This is a genomic window from Trabulsiella odontotermitis, from assembly GCF_001297775.1.
Classification (GTDB): domain Bacteria; phylum Pseudomonadota; class Gammaproteobacteria; order Enterobacterales; family Enterobacteriaceae; genus Trabulsiella; species Trabulsiella odontotermitis.
Genome location: NZ_LIFX01000028.1, coordinates 1 through 4,295 on the forward strand (window position 1 = coordinate 1; position 4,295 = coordinate 4,295).

3 protein-coding genes are annotated in these 4,295 nt (G+C 56.1%); all 3 read right to left on the reverse strand.

Annotated features, from left to right (window positions below):
- Positions 1–1,826: TolC family protein (locus AOY23_RS21215; RefSeq protein WP_054181328.1), on the reverse strand; the 1,826-nt coding region annotated here is incomplete at its 3' end.
- 5 nt (positions 1,827–1,831) lie between these two features.
- Complete coding sequence (locus AOY23_RS21220; RefSeq protein ID WP_081005700.1) at positions 1,832–3,193, reverse strand: HlyD family type I secretion periplasmic adaptor subunit; 1,362 nt, start codon at positions 3,191–3,193, stop codon at positions 1,832–1,834.
- 49 nt (positions 3,194–3,242) lie between these two features.
- A partial coding sequence (locus AOY23_RS21225; RefSeq protein WP_152958672.1) for an ATP-binding cassette domain-containing protein occupies positions 3,243–4,295 on the reverse strand: 1,053 nt, incomplete at its 5' end.

Below are 4,295 nucleotides of genomic sequence, written 5' to 3' on the forward strand. Positions count from 1 at the left end.
GCGCTCGAAATAACGTTGATGTTAGAAATATAACCATCGTAGCGGTTATTTATTGCCGACAGCTGGTTATTAAAATGGTCATTTTCTGCCGTCAGCACATCTAATAATGTTCTTTTCCCGAGGTGGTACCACTGCTCATAAAACATTTGCCGCACGCGGTCCGTTTCGGCAGAGAGACGATCGTAATCATCGGCACGTAAGAAAGAAGAATCGCGGATCTGGATCTGGTTATTAATCTGGTATTCCAGGTCGCGGTAGTTGACTTCATATTGCTGTTGCGCGGCATTGGCTCTTGCCCGCGCCGACATCTGCGCTGCCCGTTCGGAACCGCCGCTGAACGCATTCCACTCCACGTTCACCCCGGTATACCATCCGCTTTCATTGCCATTGACGTCTTTGGCGGTGCTTTTTGAAATCACCCAGTTCACCTGCGGCAGACTGGAGGCTCTGATGCTTTCTGCTTCATGCTCCGCCGCCCGGACTTTCGCCTGCAGGCTCATCATCATCGGGCTGCGGTCCAGAGAAGCAATGGCGGTGTCGGCCGGGATAATCGTGTCGCGCCAGGAGATATTTTCCGGCACCACCGGCTCGGCACCCAGCAGACGTACCAGTTTGATCCGGCTGCTGCTGACCTGATGCTCGATGTTGTCCATATTTGCCTGCGCCGACATCAGCTTGGCTTTTGCCTGCACCAGCTCGCTGTCGCGTCCCGGGTCCGCCTCGGTGATTTGCGACAACATGGTGACCAGTTCCTGCATCCTGTCGACATAGGCTTTCGCCACCATCCGGCTGTGCTGATAACGACTCAGGTTCATCAGTTCCGAGATGGTGCTGTACGCCAGTTGTTCGCGGGAGTGATCCTGGTCGTAACGCGCGGATTTTGCTGTTTCTTCCGCGTTATCCACCTGGCTGCTGATCCGCCCCCAGTCGATAATCGGTGTGGAAACCGTTACTGAACCGCTGGTATCGCTGATGTGGGAATTGTTGTTGGTGGACGTATCACCGCCGACAGTCGTGAACGGTGAGGTCACACCCAGTTTCACCTGCGGCCAGCGCTGACCGCGAGCCTGGTCAACGCTGTAATCCATCGCCAGCACTTCAGCGGAGGAGGCGCGCATTTCCGGGCTGTAGGCCAGCGCTCTGACCACCATCTGACGCAAAAAGTCGCGCGATGGGTTATCACTTAACGCCTTAAATTGCTGTTGCGACATACCGCTGATGTCGCGAGGGCCACTGCTTCTCTCTGACTGCCCCTGCCAGCGCACTTTGTTGTACGCCGGATCGGGCTTGTAGTATTCGGTGACAGGCGGGAAGTAATCATAGTTTTTCTTCAGTACCGCTCTGTTTTCTGATTTGGTTTCGACATTCTCACGCCGGACGAATGCCGGTTTTGTTTTCTTCGGCGGCGGCGTTGACGCGGTATTGCGCACAGCCACCGGCGCGGTAGTGCTGATGGTCGCTGGCGCGGTGATCCGCTCATAACGCTCTTCCGGCGTACTGTTCTTGTCTACTGGTGGCGGGCTGACTGGCGCGGGTGGTGGCGTTATCGCCGGAACCGCAGACGTCGTCGCCATCGGTCGTGTCGTCTGTGTGGATGAGGTCGACATGGTCGAGACAGTCGGCGCCGGTTGTGCCGGGGTTGAGACGTTTGTCGATGGCGCCGCAGCCGTTTTCTGCGCGCTCATATACTGCGACTGTGTGCGCATTGTCGGTAAAGAGGAGAGCGACCGGTCGGCGGCTTCTGCTAACGCAGAAGAGCACGGTAAACAAATCGCAACAGCTGTCGCCACCTTAGCCCAACGGTGGTTTTTATTTTTATATGCCATGATGGTTATCTCTCCCTGAACGCTTCACGCGCCTTCAGCACAGGTTTGAGGATATAAGAAAGAATGGTTTTCTCGCCGGTCCTGATTTCTACGTTCGCGACCATCCCCGGCATGATCGGGAACACTTTGTCTTTCACATGCAATGCGGCCTGATCCGTGCGCACATACACCCGGTAGTAGGTCGAATCGCCACGGCCCATGCGGGCCTTTTCTTCATCGATCAGGGTGTCGGAGCTGAGATGCTCAACCACGCCGCTCAGACCGCCATAAATGGCATAGTCATAAGCGGTAATTTTCACCGTGGCCGGCAGACCAGGGTGAATAAATGCCACGTCAGACGGTTTGATTTTCGCTTCCACCAGCAGGTTGTCTTCCAGCGGAATGATGGTCATGATTTCAGCGCCCTGCTGAATAACCCCGCCACGGGTGGTGACGCGAATATTGTTGACGGTACCGTGTACCGGCGCGACGACCGTGGTGCGATCCATGACGTCCTGACGCCCACGCAGGATCTCTTCAGCCTGTGCCAGTTCAGATTCCAGACGGTTGAGTTCGCTGTTAGCGTCAGCGCGGAAACGGTTGGTACGTTCGGCGATTTGTAAGCGGAATTCGTTGGCCTGACGCTTCAGACGCAAAATTTCCACGTCTGACATCAGCCCTTTATTGGCCAGCGGTTCAGAGAGACTGACTTCGTTTTGCGCCAGCGCCAGGCTGTGTCTGAGCGCATCCACGCTTTCGTTGAGGGTTTTGATCCGCGCGCTGTAGGCCTGCGTTTCATCGCGAACGATAGAATCGATATTGGCGATGTCAGACGGGAACTCCAGCGGCGTACCGTACGCTTCCGCACGCAGACGGGCGATGCTGCCTTTCAGCCCCTGCACTTTCGACAACGATTCGCCATAGCTGGCGCCAGCGCGGGTCGGGTCGATCTTGAGCAGGATCTGCCCTTTCTCAACCACATCCCCTTCGTGCACGTTCAGTTGTTCGAGGATCCCGCCTTCGAGACTCTGGATCACCTGTTCGCGGCTGGCGGGGATCACTTTGCCGTCACCGCGTGTAATTTCTTCCACGCGGGCATAGTGCGCCCAGACCGCAGCGGCAACGACAATAAAGGCAATCAGATAAAGCATGATCATGCTGAACGGAGTCTTCTGCGAAATCAGCGCCCCCTGCAGATCGTGCATGAACCTGAGATCTTCCGATTTAACTTTTCCGGTGACCTGTTTTTGCGGTTCCTGTTGCGGCTTAGCGGTTTTACCCGCAGGCGAAGGCGCGCCGATTTTTCTCAGCGCTGGAGAGGAGGCACTCGTCACCAGTTTTACTGTTTTGTCGGATGCGTTGTCGTTCACATCGTCGTTGCTCATCATCCCTACCTTATTTCTACTACTGAAACCGTCTGTCAGTGATTCATCAAAGTTATTTCGGCCGATACTGCATCGGGGTTTGTGGCTTCTTCTGCGTGCTTTCGTTGAGGCTCGCGATCACCTGTTCTTTCGGCCCGTCTTTCGCGACGTGACCGTCTTCCAGCACGATCAGACGATCGACCAGACTTAATACCGACATGCGGTGAGTCACGATGACCAGCGTCTGCCCTTCTGTTGCCTCTTTCAGGCGGCGCAGGAACAGGGTTTCGGTCATCGCATCCATGGAGCTTGTCGGTTCATCCATCAGTAAAATTTTGGGCTTCAGTAGCAGGCAACGCGCCAGCGCCACCAGTTGTCGCTGTCCGCCGGACAGGCCGTTCCCCATTTCACCGATGGGCATTTCATAACCCAGCGGGTGTCTGGCCGCGATGTGGTCAAGGCCGGTCATGCTGGCGACACGTAAAAAATCTTCGGTGCTGACGCTCGGGTTACCGATGATCACGTTCTGGCGCAGCGTGCCGTAGAACAACCGGCAGTCCTGACCGACGTAACCCACCGCCGCACGCCAGTCGGCCGGGTCAACTTGTGTGGCATCCACGCCGTCAATAAAGACCTGGCCGCCCGCAGGCTGGAACAGGCGTGCCATGACGCGCAGCAGTGTGGATTTACCGCTGCCGATCTTGCCGAGGATCGCAATGCGTTCGCCGGGGGTGATCTTGATATTGATGTTTTCCAGCACCCGGATCGGCACCATCATGCCGGGCACCGGCCAGGCAAATGACACTTTCTTCAACCGCATGCTGCCGGTGAATTTCGGCGTCGGCAGATACGAGATGTTGGGATCGCGATCGGTGGGCGCATCCATCAGATTGTTCAGTGATTTCATCGCCGTTTTCGCGTGCTGATAACGCAGTGCCAGCCCGACGACCGACGCCAGCGGCGCCAGACAACGACCAGAGAGGATCACCACCCCAATCATTGCCCCCATGGTCAAATCACCGGCGTGGATCAGATAAACGCCGTACACCACGATGCACACGGTATTGATTTGCTGAATGAAGGTGACGAAGTTCGAGGTCAGCATCGACAGGTAACGGGTTTTCAT

Excerpts from the sequence above, each read along its gene's own strand:
- AOY23_RS21220 (WP_081005700.1), bottom strand. The coding sequence starts at position 3,193 with ATGATGAGCAACGACGATGTGAACGACAACGCATCCGACAAAACAGTA.